General features: G+C 35.5%; 15 protein-coding genes and 1 tRNA gene. 9 read left to right on the plus strand and 7 right to left on the minus strand.

Annotated features, from left to right (window positions below):
- Positions 1-9 precede the first annotated feature (9 nt).
- From coaD to ACFINU_RS02235, 5 genes are all read left to right on the plus strand, one after another.
- Entirely contained in the window at positions 10-516 is a 507-nt protein-coding gene (coaD, locus tag ACFINU_RS02215; RefSeq protein WP_375617762.1) for a pantetheine-phosphate adenylyltransferase, read from the plus strand.
- 2 nt (positions 517-518) lie between these two features.
- Entirely contained in the window at positions 519-1,103 is a 585-nt protein-coding gene (locus tag ACFINU_RS02220) for a peptidylprolyl isomerase (RefSeq protein WP_375617763.1), read from the plus strand.
- 18 nt (positions 1,104-1,121) lie between these two features.
- Positions 1,122-1,634 carry a peptidylprolyl isomerase gene (locus ACFINU_RS02225; protein ID WP_375617764.1) on the plus strand — a complete coding sequence of 171 codons (513 nt, stop codon included), beginning with the start codon at positions 1,122-1,124 and terminating at the stop codon, positions 1,632-1,634.
- 1,453 nt (positions 1,635-3,087) lie between these two features.
- Entirely contained in the window at positions 3,088-4,206 is a 1,119-nt protein-coding gene (gene tgt, locus ACFINU_RS02230) for a tRNA guanosine(34) transglycosylase Tgt (protein WP_375617765.1), read from the plus strand.
- A gap of 1,269 nt (positions 4,207-5,475) precedes the next feature.
- Positions 5,476-6,675 carry an MFS transporter gene (locus ACFINU_RS02235; RefSeq protein WP_375617766.1) on the plus strand — a complete coding sequence of 400 codons (1,200 nt, stop codon included), beginning with the start codon at positions 5,476-5,478 and terminating at the stop codon, positions 6,673-6,675.
- Positions 6,676-6,719: 44 nt separating this feature from the next.
- Here the strand turns inward: ACFINU_RS02235 and ACFINU_RS02240 are convergent, their stop codons facing one another.
- From ACFINU_RS02240 to ACFINU_RS02250, 3 genes are all read right to left on the minus strand, one after another.
- Positions 6,720-8,147: an MFS transporter gene (locus ACFINU_RS02240; protein WP_375617767.1), complete on the minus strand. Its 1,428-nt coding sequence runs from the start codon at positions 8,145-8,147 to the stop codon at positions 6,720-6,722.
- A 118-nt stretch (positions 8,148-8,265) separates the two neighbouring features.
- Positions 8,266-9,480 (minus strand): NADP-dependent isocitrate dehydrogenase, encoded by a 1,215-nt coding sequence (locus ACFINU_RS02245; protein ID WP_375617768.1) that lies wholly within the window; start codon positions 9,478-9,480, stop codon positions 8,266-8,268.
- A 790-nt stretch (positions 9,481-10,270) separates the two neighbouring features.
- Positions 10,271-10,345: transfer RNA gene (locus tag ACFINU_RS02250), tRNA-Glu, on the minus strand.
- Between the two features lie 1,351 nt (positions 10,346-11,696).
- Here ACFINU_RS02250 and ACFINU_RS02255 point away from each other — a divergent pair.
- Both ACFINU_RS02255 and glpX read left to right on the plus strand, forming a co-directional pair.
- Positions 11,697-13,013 carry a homoserine dehydrogenase gene (locus tag ACFINU_RS02255; protein WP_375617769.1) on the plus strand — a complete coding sequence of 439 codons (1,317 nt, stop codon included), beginning with the start codon at positions 11,697-11,699 and terminating at the stop codon, positions 13,011-13,013.
- Positions 13,014-13,157: 144 nt separating this feature from the next.
- On the plus strand, positions 13,158-14,144 hold the full coding sequence (glpX, locus tag ACFINU_RS02260; RefSeq protein ID WP_375617770.1) for a class II fructose-bisphosphatase: 987 nt from the start codon (positions 13,158-13,160) through the stop codon (positions 14,142-14,144).
- A gap of 105 nt (positions 14,145-14,249) precedes the next feature.
- Here glpX and ACFINU_RS02265 read toward each other — a convergent pair whose 3' ends face one another.
- Complete coding sequence (locus ACFINU_RS02265) at positions 14,250-15,356, minus strand: branched-chain amino acid aminotransferase (protein ID WP_375617771.1); 1,107 nt, start codon at positions 15,354-15,356, stop codon at positions 14,250-14,252.
- A gap of 304 nt (positions 15,357-15,660) precedes the next feature.
- On the opposite strand from ACFINU_RS02265, the gene ACFINU_RS02270 reads away from it, so the two are divergent.
- Positions 15,661-15,936 (plus strand): hypothetical protein, encoded by a 276-nt coding sequence (locus tag ACFINU_RS02270; protein ID WP_375617772.1) that lies wholly within the window; start codon positions 15,661-15,663, stop codon positions 15,934-15,936.
- Positions 15,937-16,111: 175 nt separating this feature from the next.
- Here the strand turns inward: ACFINU_RS02270 and ACFINU_RS02275 are convergent, their stop codons facing one another.
- From ACFINU_RS02275 to ACFINU_RS02285, 3 genes are all read right to left on the minus strand, one after another.
- A complete protein-coding gene (locus ACFINU_RS02275) occupies positions 16,112-18,628 on the minus strand; it encodes an SPOR domain-containing protein (protein ID WP_375617773.1) in 2,517 nt (838 codons plus the stop codon).
- Positions 18,629-18,779: 151 nt separating this feature from the next.
- On the minus strand, positions 18,780-20,537 hold the full coding sequence (gene argS, locus ACFINU_RS02280; protein WP_375617774.1) for an arginine--tRNA ligase: 1,758 nt from the start codon (positions 20,535-20,537) through the stop codon (positions 18,780-18,782).
- A 30-nt stretch (positions 20,538-20,567) separates the two neighbouring features.
- Complete coding sequence (locus ACFINU_RS02285) at positions 20,568-21,770, minus strand: deoxyguanosinetriphosphate triphosphohydrolase (RefSeq protein WP_375617775.1); 1,203 nt, start codon at positions 21,768-21,770, stop codon at positions 20,568-20,570.
- 108 nt (positions 21,771-21,878) lie between these two features.
- On the opposite strand from ACFINU_RS02285, the gene ACFINU_RS02290 reads away from it, so the two are divergent.
- Positions 21,879-22,202, plus strand: a complete 324-nt coding sequence (locus tag ACFINU_RS02290; protein WP_375617776.1) for a HesB/IscA family protein — start codon at positions 21,879-21,881, stop codon at positions 22,200-22,202.
- Positions 22,203-22,234 lie beyond the last annotated feature (32 nt).

Raw genomic sequence — 22,234 nt, forward strand, 5'->3', positions numbered from 1 at the left:
AGTAAAGTCATGAAAATTGCTCTTTACGCGGGTTCTTTTGATCCTCTTACAAATGGTCATCTTGATGTTTTGAAAGGGTGTTTTGTGTTAGCTGATAAGGTGGTCGTCGCTATAGGGATACAGGCTGACAAAAAAACACTCTTTAGCTTCGAAGAGCGTGTTGATTTCATTATGCAGGTCGGGAAGGACTTATTTGGTGCAGATTCTAATCGATTGCAGGTTCTTTCATTTAGTAACCTTCTCATTGAAAAGGCGCGTGAAGTTGGTGCTTCATTTCTCGTTCGTGGATTGCGTGATGGTACTGATCTTGATTATGAAATGCAAATGGCAGGGATGAATGGCATTCTAGCTCCTGAATTGCAAACTGTTTTTTTGCCGGCAAGTGTTTCTGGGCGTGCGATAACTTCTACATTGGTACGCCAAATTGCCTCTATGGGAGGTGATGTGACACCATTTGTACCGCCCAATGTTGCACAAGCTTTAAGCTCGAAATACCAATCTTTTAAGGGAGAATAAGTGTGTTTCGTAGAATTTTTGCTGTTTTGATATGTTTTTTTTCATTGTCTTCTGTCGCTGGTAATCCTAGCCCAGCAAGTGATGCAAGCCTTCTTGTTTTATCTCTCAAAGATGGTGATGTCATTATTCGTCTGCGTCCTGATTTGGCGCCAAAACATGTTGCGCAAATCAAAAGATTAACAGAGGAGGGGGACTATAATAATGTTGTTTTTCATCGTGTAATTCCTAATTTCATGGCGCAAACTGGTGATGTAGAATTTGGAAAAAAAGGCAGTAGAGATTTTGATCTGAAACGCGTTGGTATGGGTGGCTCAAATTATCCTAATATACCCGCAGAGTTTTCAAAACAGTCATTTAAGCGTGGTACAGTTGGGATGGCACGATCACAAGATCCGGATTCCGCGAATTCTCAATTCTTCATTTGTTTTGATGATGCTGCTTTTTTAAACGGTCAGTATACGGTTGTTGGAGAGGTTATAAAGGGGATGGATGTTGTTGATAAAATAAAAAAAGGTACGACAAGTAATAATGGATCTGTAAAAAATCCTGATGTTATTAATGCTGCTACTTTACAAGTTGAGAAATGAATCAAGGGAGTTTTCCATATGGCTGAGAATAAAAATCCAGAGAATACTTTAATTCTTGAAACAACAAAGGGCAGAGTTGTTATTGAGCTTTTTGCTGATTTAGCACCTTGTCATGTTGCACGTATTAAAGAACTGGTACGTGAAGGTGCTTATGATAATGTTATTTTCCATCGCGTTATTGATGGTTTTATGGCGCAAACAGGGGATGTGCAATTTGGAAAGAAGGATAGTGATAAATTCGATTTATCACGTGCTGGTATGGGGGGGGCAGAAAAACCAAATTTAACAGCAGAGTTTTCAAATCTTTCTCATAAGCGTGGTACAGTTTCTATGGCACGGAGTCAGAATCCAAATTCTGCTAACTCTCAGTTTTTTATTTGTTTTGCAGATGCTCCGTGGCTTGATCGTCAATATTCCATATGGGGGCAGGTTGTTGAAGGTATGGAAAATGTTGATAAAATTAAACGTGGTGAACCTGTTGCAGATCCAGATTCAATTACCAAAGCCATTATTGCTGCGGATGTAGAATAGTATAAACTATACTGATTTTAATTATAAGTTTCTAAGAAAAAATACTCTTTTCTGATCAATAAAGGCACACGAAACTCTTTTGTAGTATCACGCTTACCTTTTATAATTTCGAGCTAAGCATTGTCCATATATTTTCTTCAATTGGATCTTCCTGAAGAATATAACGCAAAGGATTTGTACAAATACCTGTCAGAATAAGAAAACGCAAAGTCTATTGTATTATGGTTGTTGTTTGGCAAAGTGTTTTATAAAAAATTCGGCATTTCTCTTCAATCCATTGCCGCTCTTAATGGTTTTATGATGTTACTTTCCTAAGAGAGCGTGTGCTTTTGTTTCTGCTCGTAAATCAACATTCAATCCTAATGCAGAAGCATATTTGAAACACATATTAAGACGGATAAGAGCTTTACTAGCTCATCCAGTTTTCCTAGTAAGGTGGAAAACCAGCATTTATATATTATCGTAATCTTTAAAATAAGAATTAATCTTAGAAGAATATAATAAAGGCGCAGAAGTGAAACAAATGGCTAGTCTTGCCATCTCCTTTTTAATGCAGCTTTACTTTTTTAAAAGTATCTAATGCAATATCTTTTAAATAATGAAGATTATGCATGGACTTACGCTTTTATTTTTCTCGTTTTTTAATAGAGGAATGCTCCAAACGGAATACACTTGTGTTGCTTATTTACGTGTTTTTAAGAAGCATTTCTTAGTGCATATCAACATTCACTTCCACGATGACCTTCATGGCGTGTATAGTTTTAAAGCTATAAATAGTATAAAATCTATTATGCACTACCTTCTTTAAAGCTTGTGAAGGAACAAGCAGGTACCATCATACGTTTTTTCAGCCTCTAATGTTACGATAGAGCTTTTGGTATTTGAGAATCTTTACAAAAAGCATTTTTAGTTTTTTTAAGTATTTTTATTTACACGTTAATTTCTTTTGTGAATTATCTTAAATGCCAAGAGCTATCTCAATATTGTGAGTGGATAAGTGATTATGCTCATTTGCGCTTTTATTAAGCGTGAGGATCGCTGTATTCAGTAGATGAAAAATTTTTTATCTGTAAAAGTTAAAGAATATTGTAAGCTGTACAATGCATTCAGAATTTTCTTCTATGGGTACAAAGTTACTGCTTATGGAAGTATGTGAAGATGAAATTATTGTGATAATAATTTTGCAGTTCTGTTAAGGCTTTAGTGCGTTAAGCGTAGGTATTTTGAGGTATGGTATTATAAGGATTTTACTATTTTTTTGGAGCTAGATTATTACTTTTATTATGGTGATTTCTTAACAAGAAATGTTCTTTTATCTCGTTTAATTTTTGATGCTGATTACAATATTGAGCGAATCAAAAATTAATTCATAAAGCTTATGACAATGCTCGTAGGGGATATCTTTTTTCTTTCTATAGAGATATGCATTGGTGGAATCAAAAAGACGAGAGTTATGATAAAGACATTTCAGTATAGAAAAATTGCTCAAGATGGGTATGCACGTCGAGGCGAAATTATAACGGGGCGAGGATGTGTTCGTACACCCGCATTTATGCCTGTTGGGACGGCAGGAACCGTTAAGGCTATGTATATGGATCAAATTCGTGATCTTGGTGCAGATATCATTTTGGGAAATACTTATCATTTAATGTTACGTCCAGGAGCTGAACGTGTTGCGCGTTTGGGAGGATTACATGAATTTTCACGCTGGAGCGGACCTATTTTAACCGATTCTGGTGGCTTTCAGGTTATGTCATTGGCGGGAATCCGTAAAATTACTGAACAAGGTGTGATTTTTCGCTCTTACATTAATGGAGCTTACTATGAAATGAGTCCAGAGCGTTCTATCGAAATTCAAGGACTTCTTGGTGCTGATATCCAGATGCAGTTGGATCAATGTATTGCATTACCAGCAACTGAAAAAGAAATGGAAGAAGCTATGGAACTTTCATTGCGGTGGGCGTTGCGTTGTAAAACAGCTTTTGGAGATCAGCCAGATAAAGCATTGTTTGGGATTGTTCAAGGTGGTGATAATATGAAACTGCGTGAACGTTCTGCTCAAGCATTAAAAGAAATCGATTTAAAAGGTTACGCTATTGGAGGGCTTGCTGTTGGTGAGCCGCAGAGTGTTATGACAGCAGTATTGGATACTACTTGTCCGATTTTACCAGAGGATAAACCACGCTATCTTATGGGAGTAGGGACACCTGATGATATTTTACAAAGTGTTGCACGTGGTGTTGATATGTTTGATTGTGTTATGCCAACGCGTGCAGGACGTCATGGTTTAGCTTTTACCCGCTTTGGTAGAATTAATTTGCGTAATGCGCGTTATGCAGAAGATCCACATCCTCTTGATCCACAGTCACTTTGTCCAGCAGCACATGATTATAGTTGTGCTTATTTGCATCATTTGATCAAATCTGGTGAATCTCTTGGGGGGATGTTGTTGACTTGGAATAATCTTTTTTATTATCAACAACTTATGCAGGGAATTCGTGATGCCATTGAGGAAGGCTGTTATGCTGATTTTTGCGCTGAAACGTGTGCTCTATGGGCACAAGGACGCTAAAATATTAATCGTAATATAGCACCTCATTTTTTTATTGAATTTATTCTCGCACTTACAAATTTAGTTAAAAATATGAAATTAGAAACATCTTCCAAAATTATAAAATTTCACTATCTTAGGATATAACAGTGCGGTCTTATAAGGGCACATATTCTTTTCTAATTACTATATAAAACAGAAACTGTTACTCCGGTACGCGCTACCTGATCCGGAGAAAAACAGTTTTTCTGTTTCTGATGACTGTTTACAGCAACAATGTTAATGAGGCGTTAGCGAACTCTTAAAGAAGTATGAAAATTGTACTTTTATGAGCTACTTGGTGTTTTTTATTACTAAAGGTAAAGAATGGATTATATACAATCGAACAGATAAATTTTTAGAAAATTAAAATAAAGCTAAAATAAAATTACAAAATTTAAAATATTATAATTTTATTTTTTAAGTTTTTATATATAAATTTTATTTAAAATAGATTTATTTAATATTATTAATATTATAAAACTATATATATTATGTCATAATAAATTAAAAATTAATCACAATAATTATAATATATCAATAGATATATTGAAATAAAAATTATTATATTTATTTTATAATTTGTTTATAGAATTTATCTGAAAATAATCAATAATATATTTACGTGAATATTTTAATTTACAGATAGTGAGTTAGATATCTGATGCGATTCCTCTGTGAAGGAGGGGGAAAGATGCCTAAAAGAGGATATTTAATAAATCTAGAAACCAAGCACTATTATCATGAGAATTTTTAAAAGACTCTATAATAATTTATAAGAATGGCCTAGAGTTGAAATTATAGCTTATCGATTTGGGGAATCTGCATTTAGATAGCAAAAATAAAGCAACAATAATTGGGGGAGAGGTTTTATCTTTGTATCAAGATAATGATGAGATATTGTTCACTTGTTTGAAATGCATTATTCAGCAAATTTTAGAATTATTTATAGGGTATAGTATATCGTTGTAAAATAAATTTTTCACTGTAAATTTCAACGGCTAAAAAGAGGAGACAAATTTTATTATCTGGTAGATCTGATAGAAATAGGTGAATACGTCTATGATCTTGAGGTTTTCAAAGATTTTCCATTAAAGAATCTTACTTAAAACTCCATAAAATGCTTTATATATCAAAATATTTCTAAAACTTTATTGGGGACTATTGGGCATGCGTATAACAATGTTTTGAATTTTTGTTTGTGTGTATTACAGATATTTACAGTTAAAACTCCTATTCAGAAGTGATGATATGAGGGATTCTTATCAACAAAAGGTTCTTGTATTGGGAATTGATTCGAGAATACGACGTTTAATAATTTTAGCTCTTGCCGTGGGCAGTTTTGCTATTGGTACTGCAGAGTTTGTTGCAATGGGGCTACTGCCAGAGATGGCAAGAAGTTCCTATGTTGATATTCCTACCGCTGGTCAATATATTTCTGCTTATGCATTAGGAGTTGTGATTGGAGCACCTCTTTTAGCTGTGGCAACAGCTCAGGTATCACGCAAAACTGTTTTGATAGGATTGATGCTTTTTTATGCTTTAGCAAATATTGCTAGTGCCTTTTTTTCTGATTTTAGCATATTAGTAGTATTACGCTTTCTCAGTGGACTTCCCCATGGAATCTATTTTGGACTTGCGGCTATGGTTGCTTCTTCAATGGTAGAAATGAAAGAACGTTCTAAAGCTGTTGGATATGTTATGCTCGGCTTAACAATTGCAACCGTTTTGGGAGCACCAAGTGCTACTTGGATTGGTCAACTTATTGGTTGGCAGATTGCTTTTATCCTTGTGGGTATGATTGCTTTATTGTGTAGCTTGCTTATTTGGAATTTTTTTCCTTGTGATTCAATTTTTCCAAAAACGAATCCTTTGCAAGAAATGGGTGCATTAAAGCAAAAGCAGGTGTGGCTTCTTTTGTTGATGGTTTCGGTGGGAGCGTCAGGATTATTTTCTGTTTTTACTTATATCAAGCCAACGTTAATGCATATTTCTGGTGTTTCACTTGAGTTGGTACCATTTATCATGCCGTTAGTTGGATTGGGTATGGTGGTAGGAAATCTCTTGGGGCCTAAATTGGCCGTTAAAATTGGTATTTCGCCGATGATATTTTTGTCTATGCTTTGGAGCGTATTTGTTTTTTTTGTTTTTTTCTTTTTATCCTATGCTCCGTTAACAGCGGCAATAGGATGCTTTTTTGTTGGAACTTCTTTTGCTGCTATGCCTTCTATACAAACAAAAATTATGGATGTTGCACTACAGGGACAGATTTTGGCAGGAGCATTAATGCAGTCTGCTTTTAATATTGCCAACGCTCTTGGTGCAGAATCTGGAGCATTAGTTTTAAAATTGGGTTATAATTATGAATATACAGCTGTTTTAGGAAGTGTTCTAACTTTGTGTGGATTAATGGTTTTTTGCGTCTCATGGTATATGGAAAAGCATGCTTAATATTTTTCATTTTTAAAATGAAGAAGGAATTTTTATATTTATTTTTAGTTATTGGAATGTCCTGTTGGGTTTTTTAATATGCAGTAAGAAATGCGCAGTGCTAATGGAATAGCAAGACAAAATAAAAGACCCATGAGCACTATAAGAAGAGTTTTTGCTGCTAAGATCATTCCTATTGTTCCTCCAGGATTAAAGAGACCAGCAAGATTGGTGATGACTCCTGCTAGAGTTGCACTTAAGGCCGCTGAAAATAGTTGTACAGAGGTAAGGGATTCACTGGCACGGAGAGCATCTTCATCATTTGCACATTGTAAGATCCTTGTGAGCAAATGTGGCCATGCTATGCCCGCACTGATTCCAATAGAAAACAGTGCTAAGCAAATAATAAAAATATATTTAAGCGCAGAAACTTCTGTTGGGATGAGCCATAAAAGAATCACTATGCCTAACAGTTTTAATAGGGGCGAGTATACAATGATGTTGCGAATTTTTTTTGTGGAGACACCAGCACTTGAGATGGCTCCACATGTCCACCCTAGGCTCATAAGTGCTGCTATATAACCAGCAATAAGTGGAGCTTGCCCATGAAGCTCTTGAAGAAAAAGTGGAAAATAAAGTTCTATACTGTATACGACTGTTGTCATAACAAGTATCAATGCGTAAACAGAAAAGATTTCAGAAGAGAAAGAAAAGGATTTGCGGGGCAACATAGGATGAGGGGTAGATGATTCGATTTTTGCTAGAACAAAGAGAAGACTAAGTCCGATAACTAATCCGCAAATTTTTGCTATTGTAGACTCCATAGCCCCTCCAACAGAAATAATAAAAATCAATAAGGTGAGTATGAAAAGCTGGAGAAGAGGAAGAGGGGGTGTTGGAACATCGTTTTCATTCTTTTTTGGTAAAAATTTAAAGGCGATGAGTGAGAAAAATATAGCTAATACGCCAATGACCAAAAAGGATGCTCGCCATAGGCCATAATATACAGAAAGCCCCCCGATTGCTGGTCCTAACAAGGTTGATATTCCCCACATTCCAGAGATAATACTTAATGCATGTGACCATAAAGATGGGCTGAAAACAATCCGTACCATGGAATAGGATAGGGATAACAAAGAACCACTTCCAAATCCTTGAATAAAGCGTCCTATTAAAAACAATGGCATAGATGAAGAAATGCTGCACATAAAAGTACCTAGGGTGAAGATAAGTCCAGAAATAACATACGCATTGCGAGGACCTAATTTCCCTAATATTTTTGTTGCAAGTGAAGTACCCACGAGTGAAGCTGTAATAAAGACAGTAGCTACCCAAGAATAATATATTTCACTGCCAATATGATTCATAAGAGAGGGTAAAATAGTAATAACAATATAAACGTTGGTGGCGTGTAACACAACTCCACCTGTAAACGTTAAAAAGCAAAGACCATTTTTACCCAATAAAAGCGCAGACCAGCCCTGTTTTTTCACTGTTTTTTGCTATTTAATAAAAATTTATCCTCTTTTTACTTATAAGGTACTTCTTTGAATTTGCCAAGAGAAATTCAAAGCTCTGTTTAGAGCTTTGAATTTTAATTTAAGTAATAACTTAATTGCCCATTGCTTTTTTGAGATTCTCATCAATTTTATCGAGGAAACCTGTTGTAGAAAGCCACTTTTGTTTAGGCCCAATCAAAAGTGCGAGATCTTTAGTCATAAAACCTTCTTCGACGGTTTTAATACAAACTTCTTCCAATGTCGTGGAAAAGTTTTTTAACTTCTCATTGTTATCTAGTTTAGCACGGTGCGCTAGTCCACGCGTCCATGCAAAAATAGATGCAATAGAGTTCGTTGATGTTTCTTCATTCTTTTGATGCTGACGATAATGGCGTGTTACAGTGCCGTGTGCTGCCTCTGCTTCAACAATTTTGCCGTCAGGTGTCATGAGAACAGAAGTCATGAGACCCAGAGAACCAAAGCCTTGGGCAACAATATCAGATTGGACATCACCATCATAGTTTTTACATGCCCATACGTATCCACCTGACCACTTTAATGCAGAAGCAACCATATCATCAATAAGACGGTGTTCGTAATATAATTTACGGTTTTCAAATTCAGTTTTAAATTCCATATCGAATATTTCTTGAAAGATATCTTTAAAACGACCATCGTAAGTTTTTAGAATGGTATTTTTTGTTGAAAGATAAACTGGAACATTCCGTTGTAGTCCATAATTAAAGGATGCGCGGGCAAAATCACGAATTGACTCATCAAGGTTATACATAGCCATGGCAACCCCTGCGCTTGGAGCATCAAAAACATCATGTTCAATAATTTGATTATCATCACCGACAAATTTAATACTTAATTTCCCTTTTCCTGGAAATTTAAAATCTGTTGCCTTGTATTGATCACCGAAAGCGTGACGTCCGATAATAATTGGCTTTGTCCAGTTAGGAACAAGGCGAGGGACATTTTTACAGATAATGGGTTCGCGAAAAATGACTCCTCCTAAAATATTGCGGATTGTGCCATTAGGTGATTTCCACATTTTTTTTAGGTTAAATTCTTTAACGCGTGCCTCATCAGGTGTGATGGTTGCGCATTTTATACCAACCCCATATTTTTTGATAGCATTGGCAGAATCGATAGTTACCTGATCATTGGTTGCATCACGATTTACGACGGAAAGATCATAATATTTTAGATCAATGTCGAGGTAGGGATGGATTAATTTATCTTTGATATATTTCCAGATGATGCGGGTCATCTCATCCCCATCAAGTTCAACAACGGGGTTTTCTACTTTGATCTTTAACATTAGAAATCCTTTTTCTTTTAAGCGATACTACTTGTATAACACTTTCAAGTTTATAATGAAAAGTAAAAACAAGGGAAAAAAGCATTCAAATATGAGCTTTTAGAATATATTATCAATAGAGTGTAAAATTTTGTTGGAGGGTTTAATTTTTGAAAAGAAGTGATGTGTTTGCAAATCTATAATTATTCTATGATTGATGAAGAATCTGTTTAATAGATAAGGTAGTTAGATCACCGGGGGACAGGGATTATGCATCTTTATTATCAGAGATTCCATTTAATAAGTTGATCGTATTCTGAATTATAGTTTCTTGATTTGTTGTGTTAGGTGAATAAGAAACTATTTTTATATTGCTATTTCAATTCTAAACTTATGGTCTGTTTGTTTATAAAAAGTTTAATGTGATAACAAAGGCACTGTAATTAGAAATGCTTCATATAAAATGCGTTTGGGAGAAACTTCAATTTTGAAGGTTGGAAAAAACGTATAAATAATGCGGCTGGTTTTAATTTAAAAATTAACAACAGACGCAAAAATATGACTTATAAATTACCGTATCGCGAGCTAGAATCTTCTAATTCTTATGTTTTATCGATTCTTATTGTTATTAACTGTGTGCAGTAAAGCACTATCCTCGAAATGCAACAAAGAAATTAATCACCTAATGATTCTTGTATCCTTTTTACGAAGAGATTCCTTTTAAAATCTTATTCCCTCATTTTTATTTATGCATCCCTCATTTTAAAAAAAACAAATAAAATGAATATATTACACATAGAAAAAAGAAACATGGTACGCCCAAGGGGAATCGAACCCCTGTTTCCGCCGTGAAAGGGCGATGTCCTAACCGCTAGACGATGGGCGCAAACCAATGATGAGGCTTATAGAGAGGATCTTTTTACTTCGCAAGCCCTCTGTGTCATTTTTTTTGAAAAAAGTGTGTTTTATTGAATAACTTTTGAGCGATTCCTGTTTGGATCATTTTATTTTCTAAGATTTTTTGTAGAAAAAATATAAAGTTATCATGATTGATAGAAAATTTTGATGTGGGTATCATCTCAGGGAATGATATTTTCAGTTTGAGGAGTAGGCAAAAATGATCAAAAGCAGCATTTTTAATGTATTTATTTTTTGCATATTTTATTGTTTGTTATCTTTGCTCACCACATGAGAATATTATTTAACTTGCTTGAAAGAGCCTTTATACAGAAAGACTTCTCATTTGAGCTTATCATAAAGCAAAAACTGTATAATTTATGAAGTGGCAAGACAATATTTATTACCAAATTAACAAATAATACCAATCATACAAAAGTTTTTTTGAGGAACAAGCCACAGATTCCTTTCAGTTTAACAAAATATAAAAAGATTCTTTACAATAAAAATATTAAAGCAATTTTTACAGAATATATTAAAAAATAATTTTCTTATATTTACTTTTACATGACTGTAAAATTTTTAAAATTAAAAACCATTCATTTGTTCTTTCACATATTGAGAAGTTCTTGATTTGAAAATGAATTAGCGTGGATAAAGGGTAAATTGAGTTTTTTGTCATTTCAATTCGCTAGTTTTGCAAAGAGGTGGTAATAAAAAGAGGTGGTAATAAGTTGAGATAAAATATTCGAATTTTGCAAATTTATTCTCCATATTTATAATATTTCAGAATTATGATGTACACATATCAAGTCTTGTTTTTTACTTTAATGTAAGGTTCTATTTTGATATATGAGTGCGTTAAGATTTTTGCATTAAAGATTTATAGTTAAAGCTATGGAATGGTAGGAAGGAATGTGTTATCATTTACTGATCTACTTTATTTTGTCCATTCCCTTAATTTATCATATGAAAGAATGTTTTTTGTTCCATACTTGTTGATTTAGAAGAGATTTTTTTATTATTTCTTACCAAGTCTTCAATATTCTTTAACTTGTTATTGATTATTTTTAGAACTTTTCTTTATGGAAACTTGTATTTATAAGTTTTACAGATTTTCATTCTGAATTAGCTATTTTATAAAGATTCTGAAAGCTTTGAAGACAATAAATATTATATTTTTAGGAATGTTGATTGAACAAGCGGGGATAATTCTATTAGAGAAAATGAATGAATAGAGCAGGGTATTTCTTTTGTTCTTATGAACATAAGTACTTTTTGTGTTGATTGGCACATCATTTAAACGATTTTTCAATGAAGATAGGGATCAGTGGTTAATAATGGCAGAAGCTTTAAAAGTTGGTGTTGCGGGACTTGGTACAGTTGGTACTTCAGTTGTTCGAACTCTATGTGAAAAAGCGAATAGTTTAGCTTGTCAATGTGGACGATTCATCAAAGTTGTTGCTGTTAGTGCGCGTGATAAAGGTCGCAATCGTGAAATTGATCTTAGTGGTATAAAATGGTTTGATTCACCTGTGGAGTTGGCTGCTTCTGATGAGATTGATGTTTTTGTAGAGTTAATTGGTGGTGAATTGGATGTGGTGTATACCGCTGTTAAGAGAGCGCTTGAGGCGGGACATCATGTTGTAACAGCCAATAAAGCTCTTCTTGCTCGACATGGAGTAGAGCTCGCTATAATTGCAGAAAAAAAGGGTGTTTTTCTTCATTTTGAAGCAGCTGTTGCAGGGGGAATTCCTGTTATCAAAGCGATGAGAGAATCACTTGTTAGTAATCGCATATCGCGAATTTATGGTATTCTCAATGGAACCTGTAATTATATATTAACACGTATGTTTACGGAAGGTCTTTCATTTAAAGATTGTTTAGCAGATGCACAGAGACTTGGGTATGCTGAAGCAGATCCAAGTTTTGATATTGAGGGAAATGATACTGCTCATAAATTAGCTTTGTTGACAAGCTTGGCATTTGGGACTGCTGTTTCGTTAGATGATGTTTATGTTGAAGGAATTCATAATATTTCGCAAATTGATATTCGAGCAGCTGATGAATTGGGGTATCGGATTAAGCTTTTAGGGGTTGCATTAAAAACGGATTCTGGAATAGAGCAACGCGTTCATCCAACAATGGTACCAACATCCTCAATGATTGCACAGATAAATGGTGTGACCAATGCTCTTTCTATTCAAAGTGATTTATTAGGTGAATTACTGTTTTCTGGTCCTGGCGCCGGAGGAAAGGCAACAGCATCAGCCGTTATTGGTGATTTGGCTGATATAGCAAAAGCGCGTTCTGGTTTTCAGTATGCACCTGTTTTAAGACGCCCAGCATTAGAACTTGCTCCTCATAAAAAAGCACGTATTTCGCATCATGCAGGTGGTTATTTTATTCGTTTAAATGTTCATGATCGTACTGGTGTTTTTGCCGCGGTCGCAAGGCATATGGCTGATAATCACATCTCATTGGAGTCGATTGTTCAAAGATCTTTTGTAGAAGATCAAATTGAAAAAACAATTATTTTAATTACGCATGAAACAACAGAGGTGAATGTACGACAGGCACTTGCAGAAATTGAAAAAGATGGACATCTTGTTGCAAAATCTCAATTTATTCGTATTGAACCTATGGCAGAGAATTGATAACTTATCTTGATAATGACAAAAGTCACGCTTGGGTTCCTTTATCTCTTGTGGAAAATTTTCATTTTTGCCAAAAAACTTTATTCTTAGTATTTAATAAGGACTCATATTTTTTCTGGTATTCATTCGGTAGGATTTTTTCATATGCCCACAACTCAGAAGATTTTAAATGGACTTGATCGTATTTTGACGCTTGAATTGGTACGTGTTACTGAACGTGCTGCTGTTGCTGCTGCACGCTGGCGCGGACGTGGCGATGAAAAGGCAGCGGATCAAGCTGCTGTAGATGCAATGCGGCAGGAACTTAATCGATTGCCTATTGATGGTACAGTGGTGATTGGCGAAGGTGAGCGGGATGAAGCGCCTATGCTTTATATTGGAGAAAAAGTAGGTCTTCAAAGTGGATTGGCGATCGATATTGCACTTGATCCACTAGAGGGAACAACACTTTGTGCTAAAAATATTGCCAATTCTTTGGCAGTAGTTGCAATTGCTGAAAAGGGTAATCTCCTTTATGCCCCTGATGTTTATATGAACAAAATTGCTATTGGTCCTGGTTATCCAAAGGGAGTAGTCGATATAGATGCTTGTCCTACCGATAATATACATGCTCTTGCGAAGGCTAAAGGAGTGACTGTTAATCAGATTGTTGTTTGTATTATGGATAGACCTCGTCATGAAAAATTGGTTAATGAAGTACGAGCGACAGGGGCGTCGATTCGCTTGATTGGGGATGGAGATGTGGCTGCTGTTATTGATACAACTGATCCAGAAGAAACAGGTATTGATATCTATATGGGGATTGGTGGAGCACCTGAAGGTGTCTTAGCTTCTGCTGCTTTGCGCTGCATTGGAGGACAGATGCAAGGTCGTTTGCTGCTTGATACAGAAGAGAAAATTGCTCGTGCAGCTAAAATGGGGATTAGTGATCCCAATAAGGTTTATACAATGGAAGAAATGGCAAAGGGTGATGTTTTGTTTTCAGCAACAGGGGTGACAGATGGCAATATGCTTTCTGGTGTTAAATTTACATCTCGTTACATTCAAACGGAAACTCTCGTAATGCGCTCCCATACGGGTACAGTCCGTAATATTAAAGCAAAGCATAGAAATCATTCGAAATTTGATTAATGCTTTCTTTTTTTGTCACTAAAAATAGAGGGAGTTTTTCTAGGAAATACGCTTCCATGAATCTACTTTCATGGAAGCGTTTATAGATATGAGAATACCTTATTATTATGAGAGCTGGACAGAATGTACCCAGCCATTTTTATCTTCTATGTTCCCTTTTTGAATGCCAACCAATTGTGTACGAAGCTGCTTTGTAACTTCTCCAACTGTTTCATTTCCAATAATAAATTCTCCCCCTTTATACCTAAAACGACCAATTGATGTGACAACGGCAGCTGTACCACAAGCAAAAACTTCTTTAAGGTGTCCACTCTTTGCATCTTCTTGAAGCGCTGCAAAAGAATAAGGACGCTCTTCTATTTTTAATTCCATTTGTTGAGCTAACCTTAAGATTGAATCACGGGTTATCCCTGGAAGGATAGTTCCATTAAGTGGGGGGGTTACAAGTGTATTATTGTCCATAATAAAGCAGACATTCATACCACCAAGTTCTTCAATCCATTTATGTTCAATCATATCAAGGAAAAGTACTTGGCTACAATTATTTTCAGTTGCAGTTTTTTGTGCAAGTAAGCTTGCTGCATAGTTTCCACCACATTTGGCAGCTCCTGTTCCTCTTGGACCGGCACGACTATAATCTGTTTCAATCCAGACGCTGACAGATTTTTCTTCTCCTTTGAAATAGGATTCAACTGGAGAGGCTATGACACAAAAAAGATATTCTTGAGAAGGGCGGACTCCCAAAAAGTTTTCATTGCCAAACATAAATGGACGGATATAGAGGCTAGCGTTGGGCTGATCAGAAACCCATTTTTGATCAATTTTTACTAATTGATGAACGGCATCCAGAAAAATATCTTTTGGCAATTCTGGCATAGCTAAACGCCTCGCTGATTCTATAAAGCGTTGTGCATTGGCATCAGGACGGAAGAGCAAGATGCGTCCATCTTTTGCGCGATATGCTTTTAAACCCTCAAAAATTTCCTGTCCGTAATGTAAAACGGTACTTGCAGGGTTAATTTCTAAAGCTTTGTATTGAGAAATGATGGCATTATGCCAGCCTTTGTCTTCAGTCCATTGAATAGTACACATGTAGTCTGTAAAAAATTGACCAAAACCGGGACTTTTTAAAATTTCTTCACATTTTTCTTCTGACAGAGGAGATGGGTGTTTTTCTATTTTAAAGGGAAGCGACGATATAGGAGATTTCATAAAAAACCTTTTGAGTATGTTTCATTTTTATTAATAAAAATAATGAAATATTTTGATTATAACTCTATTATTAACAAAACCTTTGTGTCAATGTTTTATTATAGAACATAAAGGAGTTTATTATAGAATTCAAAGGTATGGTAGGTATTTTAATTCTACTCTCGCCTCTTTTTCTCAACTTTATGAAGTAAGCTGGAACTTTTTTCTATAATTATCGTTTTCTCACAATAAGTATCTGAATAATTTCATATATGCATATTTTCTAGAAATTAAAAGGTAAGGGAATTGAGAAAAGGAATCTACTATGATTGATAAAAATTATTACACATATGAAGAACGTATGGCAGCAGAAAGAAGAGATAGTGAACAACGTGTTTCAATTGCTAAGGGTATTTTTGCTATTCTTCTTGCGGTCGTTATTCTCTGGTTTGTTTTTGGTTTTTTAGGATCTTTTTTTGCAAAATCTCCTGAACATAGTTCGCGTTATAATACTCCAGAAACAAGCCAAAGCGTAACAACGCCCAAAAAAGATTTAAATTCGCTTCCTTCTGTACCTTATACTTATAAGGGTACGGAGTGATTTTTTATAAATATAATCTTTTAGATAGGACGAAAATCGACGTAGACTAAAGAATAAAGTCAGCGCAAAGACATAAAAAAGATTAGACGATTTTAATTTCTGAAGTTTTTGATAAGTAATTAAATGGTATGGAAATAAATAATGCAACGGTTTTAATAACCGTTGCATTATTTATTTAGCGCGTGATGAAGCAACTTCCTCCAGAACTTTTAATGGTTTCACAAAGGATTATGGCTTCATTACGGTCTTGTGTTTGAATCCGAACACGGTAATAAGTGCCTTTTCCTGGTATAAAAGCGGATTGAATATTTAAAGAACGGGTACCGATAAGGAATCCAAATTTAGATTTCATATTTTTTAAAGAATTTCTAGCGAGCTCATACGTTGGTTGAGATGCAAGTTGTACGTAATAACTTTCTGAATTTTGTGCTGCGACTCTGTTTCGTGATATGGGGCGAGACGCGGCTGGTGTTTCAACTTGTGTATTTCTTTCTGCATGAGAAGGGATAGGGATAAATTTTTCTTCAATATTTGAGCTAGAATTATTTTCTGCGATTATTTTATCAATATTATTTTTGAGATCATGATCTCTTTCTTGGTCGTTTATATCAGAATCATGCGACGAAACAAGGGACGAATCTTGAAGTTCATTAGAAGCTTGATCAATGCTTTCTTCAGATTGAGCAGCAGTTTTGCTTTTTGTTTGACGCGCGGGGGCTAGTGTAACTGTACCATCTTGATTGACAATAACAGTTTGTACTTCTCGCATTGGAATAGTATGGTTTATGGCTTCTGTGACTGCATCTTCAACATCAGATTCATTTAAAGAATAAGATGAAGCGTTGGAAGATTCTTCAGGATTTAATTCTTTTAAATTTTCAGGTTGTTCAGAGTTATCAATAAGAAATTGTTGTGTGTTTTCTTGTTTCTCATTTTGTTCAGTTGTTTGTTTATAGATATCTAAATTATGTGCAACATCATTTTTCGGTTCAGTTGTTTCTGGTTTGAATTTAAAAGGCGCATTATCAGCGTGGATAATGACCGTTTCTTCATTTTTTTGTGATGGCATAAAAAAATGCGAATAACCAGCAAACCCAATTCCTATTAAAATAAGTATAAAAATACCTTTAACGAAAGTTTTACTAAAAATAAAACTTTTTAAGGGAGGAGGAGCTGGTGGATGCGTGGGAACCTCATCTGAGCTTGTATATGATGAATTCTCGCTAAAAGGGGGAAAATTATATTCCATATTGGCAGAAGAAAAATAGTCGGAATTTTGTTCTTTAGAGTTTATATAAACACCTTCTTTTGAATTTTGCATAGACTGATGAAAAACTTCACTAAAAACCTCATTTTTCTGTTGTTTTTGAGAAAAATTATCCGTTGGGACATTTCCTACATTAAGTACATCAGCAAATTCTTCTTCTAAACCACCACTAGTTGGCACATCATATTCTGGCGCTTCATACGGGACTTCTGGAACCATAATAGGACCAGTTTTTTCTACGATTTCCTCTGAAAATGTATAAGTATCAACATTGGGAGGGGGAGTATCTCTGTGCGTATAGTTATGGGCAAAAAAGCCATCCGTTTGTTTTGTATTTAAAGAGGGGGGTGAGGAAAGAAACTCATCTAAATTATTTTCATTATATGAAATTTCTCTATTTGGGTTAGAGGCACCTTCGGCGTTATTGATGTATTGGGCTCGAGACTCATCATATATCGGAACTTTTTCGCCATAAGTTTCTTGTTGTGAGGGGTTTTCTGCAAAAAAATGGGGATAATTGGTTGTATGATCTTCTTGTGAAGCCCCCTTTAAATAAGATTGTCTATCAACTGGTGGAGAATCTAAAGGTGAGGAGAAGGTACTTCTTGTTTGATTTCTTGCAGTGTTTTGTCTTTCTGACACAAGATTAGAAGATGAGAGAAACTCATTTTCCTCTGTAGAAGAGGAGACATCAGGATAATCTTTTTTAATCCAATTTTCTTGATCAGCTGAAATTTTATAGGGATAGTTTATAGGAGTGTCATAGAGGTTTTGATTGTCATCATAAGTTTTTTGTATATTCGTAGTCTCAGTTTGTTGTGAATTTATTTGTGAAAAACGATTGGTTTGTTCAACATCTTCTGGCATCTCTCTCTTATTTTCGTGCTTTTCAGATTTATCAAAAAAGAAATTTTCTGATTCTGATTGTGACATAAGATTACTTTTTTCAAGAAAAGGATCAGCACTGGTTGCTGTTGTTTTTTGTTGAGGTGATTGATTCTTTGGGATTGGTAATGGAGAAAGCGCATCTAAAATTTGTTCTTCATCATGACTGCTAGGTGAAGAATATTTCTCTTCAGATAAATTATTTTGTTTTGAATGGTTGAAAGAAGCAGCTTGTGCAATATTTGAGGCTGTTGCGTTGCTGGTTGCATGCAAGTCCCATTGTTTTTTTTGATCATCAAACGGTAAGTCATGTGCTAAATTATTTTCAAGTTCCTCTTCTAGAAAGGACAAATCAAAATCATCATCATGGGATGATGTTTCGGGATGAGATGTTGATCGATCTGTTTTTAAAGAAGATTGCTCATTTTGGTTTCCGTTTTGTTTGTGCGGATTAAAAATGCGCGTAAGCCTTTCTAAAGGATCATGGTGTTCATGATCGTGTTTTGTTTCGTGTAGATTTTTGCGATCGTTATCGCTCATAGCTTTTCTCACATGATGGTTTGCACTTACGTGCAATCAATGGTTGATTTTGATTTGTTATATTAAAATTATAAATTTTCCCCCTCTCATGCAAGGATACATGAAAAAGTTTATCAATAGAGTACCTATTGTATGTATTTATAGAACTTTTTCAACGCATTTCTATCGGTGCTTCGACTCCTATGATGGTAAGCCCTGATGATAAAATATTGATAACAGCTTGTATCAATCCTAATCTTGCAAAGGATAACTCTTTATCATCAGGTTGAATAAAGCGTAAATTGAGATTTTCACTCCCTTTATTCCAATGGGTGTGAAAGCTGGAGGCAAGGTCATAAAGATAAAAAGCTAATCGATGCGGTTCCTTATGAACGACGGCCTGTTCAATGATACGTGGATATTCAGAAAGTTTGCGTATTAACAATATTTCATGGTCATCTGTTAATCGATGAAGATGGGCAATCAATGTATCATTTGAAAAGCTTTTAATATGAAGCGCTTCTTGTGCTTGACGAAAGACTGAGTGACAACGTGCACTTGCATATTGTACGTAAAAGATGGGGTTATCTTTTGATTGTTCTGTTACTTTTGCAAAATCAAAATCAAGAGGTGCTTCACACTTACGGTATAGCATCATAAAACGCACAGGATCACGTCCAACCTCTTCGACAACATCCCGTAGAGTGACAAAAGATCCTGCTCTTTTTGACATGCGTACAGGATGACCGTTGCGAAAAAGTTTTACCAATTGACACAAGAAGACACTTAATTTAGCTTTATCCCCAGAAATTGCTTTTGCCATTGCCTCTAGCCGCTTTACATAGCCAGCATGGTCTGCGCCTAGAATATAAATCATTTCATCAAAATGACGATTAAATTTATTCCGAAAATAAGCAACATCAGCAGCAAAATAAGTGTAAGAACCGTCAGATTTGACTAAAACACGGTCTTGGTCATCACCGACATTTGTTGAACGGAACAAAGTTTGTTCGCTTGGTTCCCAGTCTTCTGTATTTTGTCCTTTGGGAGGGGGGAGTTTTCCTTTGTAGATATAACCATTTAAAGTGAGGTCGTTGATGGTGTTACGAATGGCGCGTGCATTATCTGCATAAAGCATTCGCTCAGAGAAAAAGATATCATGATAAATATTAAGAGCAGCCAAATCTTCGCGAATCATGGACATCATTGCATGAATTGCACGTTCTTTCACAAGAGATAAGGCTTCATCTTTATCCATCGTGAGGAGTTGGTCACCAAACTCTTGAGCAAGCGATTGACCCAATGGTATCAAGTATTCTCCAGGATAGAGTCCTTCTGGAATTTCATTAATTTCTTGCCCAAGAGCTTCACGATAGCGCAATAGTACCGAATGGGCGAGGACTTCGATTTGTTGACCCGCATCATTGATATAGTATTCTTTTGTAATGTTATAGCCCGTAAATTGTAGCAAGTTGGAGAGAACATCCCCAACAACTGCTCCGCGGCAGTGTCCTACATGCATTGGTCCAGTGGGATTTGCTGAGACATATTCAACATTGACGCATTTTCCTTGTCCCATTGGAATACGACCATAAGAAGAGCCTAATTCAAGCATGGATTTTATAGCATCTTGCCAAAATAATTTTGTAAGCTTTATGTTTATAAAACCAGGACCGGCAACATCTATATTTTCGATAGAGGAATCATTTTTAAGAAGTTCTATGATTTTATCTGCAAGTGCACATGGATTGATTCCAATAGATTTTGCAAGCACCATAGCAGCATTGGTTGATAAATGACCATGGGAGGAATCACGCGGAGGATCAACAGTGATTTTTGATAAATCCAGAGCTTCTCCATTTTTTCCTTTTATATCAGATAATTCAATTGATCTCTTAATTTTTTTTTCGAAGTTTTTAAAGATATTCATATTTAGCTTCCATGATGATGCCAAAAGCCATTAAACGAAATTATCTGTATGGTCAAATAAACGCTGATATTCACGTAGAGCGTAGTGATCCGTCATGCCTGAAAGAAAGTCAGCAATCAAACGTGCTAACTCTTGATTTTTTAAGTGCACTGTTTTGTTCTGCCAACTTTCAGGCATTGTATTTGGATTTTCATAATAACGATTGAATAATTTTTGTACAATGCATTTTGCAGCATTGCGACGACTAAGAACTTGTTCATGGTAGTAAAGATTTTTAAACAAAAAGTTTTTTAGTTCTTTTTCATAAACGGTCATTGTCGGTGAAAAGGTGACAATAGTTTGTTTTGTTTGGTGAATATCGTTTATGCTTGTTGGTTTGATGCGTGCTAAATTTTTTTGTGACTGTTTGATAACATCTTCAACCATGGTTGTTATTTGTCTTCGTACAAGTGTGTAACCGCGACGCGTTTGGTCGAGGTGGGGATGCTCATCTGTTATATCTTTTAATATTGCTGCTGTTAGTGAAACATGTTCAAATTGATCGAGTGTTAAAAATTGCGAACGTAGACCATCATCAATATCATGCGCATTGTATGCGATATCATCTGCAATAGCAGCACATTGCGCTTCTAGTCCTGCAAAACAATCGAGTGCAAGGTCTTGCTTCGCATTGTATTGTAAAATATCGATAGGAACCTCCTTATTCTTCGCGTGAGGACCTAAAAGGGGACCATTATGCTTTACAAGTCCTTCGAGGGTTTCCCATGTAAGGTTAAGTCCATCAAAATTTGCATAGCGCTGTTCTAGTTTTGTTACAATGCGTAATGCTTGTGCATTATGATCAAAGCCGCCATAATGTACCATGGCTTCATTAAGAGCATCTTCTCCAGCATGGCCAAAGGGTGTGTGTCCAAAGTCGTGAACAAGGGCAATGGCTTCGGCAAGGTCTTCATCAAGACACAGGGCACGGGCTAATGTTCTTGCAATTTGAGAAACCTCTATGGAATGGGTTAGGCGAGTACGGTAATGATCGCTTTCATCAGCAATAAACACTTGCGTTTTATGTTTAAGACGTCGAAATGCATTAGAATGGATAATACGATCTCTATCTCGTTGAAAAGGTGAGCGTGTGGTGCTCATCGTTTCATGGTATAATCGACCACGGCTTGTTTGTGGATGAGCACTGTATACTGCTCGAGATTGGTAATTGAAGTTGATATTTCCTATATCCATTGCAAGCTGTCTATTATCATCTTAAAATTGAGAGTGGTTTATGAGAAATAAACTGCTCTTTGAGTGTAGGATACTCTTTCTTGATGGTTTAATGCAAGGATATATAAAATGAATGTGAAAATTTCAGATGTTGCTGCCAAAAAAATTGCACAGATACTTTTGCGTAAACCCGATAAAATAGCATTACGTATTTCTGTTGAAGGTGGTGGGTGTTCTGGTTTTTCTTATAAATATGATTTGGTTTCTGAAATGTGTGAAGATGACCTCGTTCTCAAAAAAGATGGGGCAGTTGTTTTTATTGATTTACTATCACTTCCTTTTATGGAAGGAGCTGAGATTGATTTTGTTGATGATCTTATGGGGCAGTCTTTTCAAATCCACAATCCCAATGCTGTTTCATCATGTGGTTGTGGTGTAAGTTTCTCAATTTAAAATGATGGCTGTGTGATATTGTTTCTTGAAAA

Source organism: Bartonella sp. AC130YNZD, from assembly GCF_042196865.1.
Classification (GTDB): Bacteria; Pseudomonadota; Alphaproteobacteria; order Rhizobiales; family Rhizobiaceae; genus Bartonella.

Excerpts from the sequence above, each read along its gene's own strand:
- ACFINU_RS02235 (WP_375617766.1), top strand. The coding sequence starts at position 5,476 with ATGAGGGATTCTTATCAACAAAAGGTTCTTGTATTGGGAATTGATTCG.
- ACFINU_RS02265 (WP_375617771.1), bottom strand. The coding sequence starts at position 15,356 with ATGAAATCTCCTATATCGTCGCTTCCCTTTAAAATAGAAAAACACCCA.
- ACFINU_RS02275 (WP_375617773.1), bottom strand. The coding sequence starts at position 18,628 with ATGAGCGATAACGATCGCAAAAATCTACACGAAACAAAACACGATCAT.
- ACFINU_RS02225 (WP_375617764.1), top strand. The coding sequence starts at position 1,122 with ATGGCTGAGAATAAAAATCCAGAGAATACTTTAATTCTTGAAACAACA.
- ACFINU_RS02290 (WP_375617776.1), top strand. The coding sequence starts at position 21,879 with ATGAATGTGAAAATTTCAGATGTTGCTGCCAAAAAAATTGCACAGATA.
- ACFINU_RS02255 (WP_375617769.1), top strand. The coding sequence starts at position 11,697 with ATGGCAGAAGCTTTAAAAGTTGGTGTTGCGGGACTTGGTACAGTTGGT.
- coaD (WP_375617762.1), top strand. The coding sequence starts at position 10 with ATGAAAATTGCTCTTTACGCGGGTTCTTTTGATCCTCTTACAAATGGT.
- argS (WP_375617774.1), bottom strand. The coding sequence starts at position 20,537 with ATGAATATCTTTAAAAACTTCGAAAAAAAAATTAAGAGATCAATTGAA.
- glpX (WP_375617770.1), top strand. The coding sequence starts at position 13,158 with ATGCCCACAACTCAGAAGATTTTAAATGGACTTGATCGTATTTTGACG.
- tgt (WP_375617765.1), top strand. The coding sequence starts at position 3,088 with ATGATAAAGACATTTCAGTATAGAAAAATTGCTCAAGATGGGTATGCA.
- ACFINU_RS02270 (WP_375617772.1), top strand. The coding sequence starts at position 15,661 with ATGATTGATAAAAATTATTACACATATGAAGAACGTATGGCAGCAGAA.
- ACFINU_RS02245 (WP_375617768.1), bottom strand. The coding sequence starts at position 9,480 with ATGTTAAAGATCAAAGTAGAAAACCCCGTTGTTGAACTTGATGGGGAT.
- ACFINU_RS02285 (WP_375617775.1), bottom strand. The coding sequence starts at position 21,770 with ATGGATATAGGAAATATCAACTTCAATTACCAATCTCGAGCAGTATAC.